The following is a 1,420-nucleotide window of genomic DNA, read 5'->3' as shown; positions in this document are numbered from 1 at the left end:
AACACAGTGGACGCGAGCAACTGAGGACAAGCCCTCGGCCTATTAGTACCAGTCAACTCCACCGGTCACCCGGCTTCCATATCTGGCCTATCAACCCAGTCGTCTACTGGGAGCCTTACCCCATCAAGTGGGTGGGAGTCCTCATCTCGAAGCAGGCTTCCCGCTTAGATGCTTTCAGCGGTTATCCCTCCCGAACGTAGCCAACCAGCCATGCCCTTGGCAGGACAACTGGCACACCAGAGGTTCGTCCGTCCCGGTCCTCTCGTACTAGGGACAGCCCTTCTCAAGACTCCTGCGCGCGCAGCGGATAGGGACCGAACTGTCTCACGACGTTCTAAACCCAGCTCGCGTACCGCTTTAATGGGCGAACAGCCCAACCCTTGGGACCGACTCCAGCCCCAGGATGCGACGAGCCGACATCGAGGTGCCAAACCATCCCGTCGATATGGACTCTTGGGGAAGATCAGCCTGTTATCCCCGGGGTACCTTTTATCCGTTGAGCGACGGCGCTTCCACAAGCCACCGCCGGATCACTAGTCCCGACTTTCGTCCCTGCTCGACCCGTCGGTCTCACAGTCAAGCTCCCTTGTGCACTTACACTCAACACCTGATTACCAACCAGGCTGAGGGAACCTTTGGGCGCCTCCGTTACTCTTTAGGAGGCAACCGCCCCAGTTAAACTACCCATCAGACACTGTCCCTGATCCGGATCACGGACCCAGGTTAGACATCCAGCACGACCAGAGTGGTATTTCAACAGCGACTCCACGAACACTGGCGTGCCCGCTTCAAAGTCTCCCACCTATCCTACACAAGCCGAACCGAACACCAATATCAAACTGTAGTAAAGGTCCCGGGGTCTTTCCGTCCTGCTGCGCGAAACGAGCATCTTTACTCGTAGTGCAATTTCACCGGGCCTATGGTTGAGACAGTCGAGAAGTCGTTACGCCATTCGTGCAGGTCGGAACTTACCCGACAAGGAATTTCGCTACCTTAGGATGGTTATAGTTACCACCGCCGTTTACTGGCGCTTAAGTTCTCAGCTTCGCCAGAACGAATCCTGGCTAACCGGTCCCCTTAACGTTCCAGCACCGGGCAGGCGTCAGTCCGTATACATCGCCTTACGGCTTCGCACGGACCTGTGTTTTTAGTAAACAGTCGCTTCTCGCTGGTCTCTGCGGCCACACCCAGCTCACCGAGTAAATCGGATCACCAGACGTGGCCCCCCTTCTCCCGAAGTTACGGGGGCATTTTGCCGAGTTCCTTAACCATAGTTCACCCGAACGCCTCGGTATTCTCTACCTGACCACCTGAGTCGGTTTAGGGTACGGGCCGCCTTGAAACTCGCTAGAGGCTTTTCTCGACAGCATAGGATCATCCACTTCACCACAATCGGCTCGGCATCAGGTCTCAGCCTTGA

1 rRNA gene (cut by a window edge) is annotated in these 1,420 nt (G+C 56.3%); it reads right to left on the bottom strand.

Going from position 1 to position 1,420, the window contains the following annotated elements:
• Window positions 1-22: 22 nt before the first annotated feature.
• A 23S ribosomal RNA gene (locus ABT354_RS37905) occupies window positions 23-1,420 on the bottom strand; it runs 1,825 nt beyond the window's last position.

Origin of the sequence: Streptomyces sp. NPDC000594 (genome assembly GCF_040299965.1) — a bacterium.
In the GTDB taxonomy this organism is placed as follows: domain Bacteria; phylum Actinomycetota; class Actinomycetes; order Streptomycetales; family Streptomycetaceae; genus Streptomyces.
Note: the sequence above shows the minus strand (reverse complement) of the source record. Positions and strands in the feature narration are given on the sequence as shown.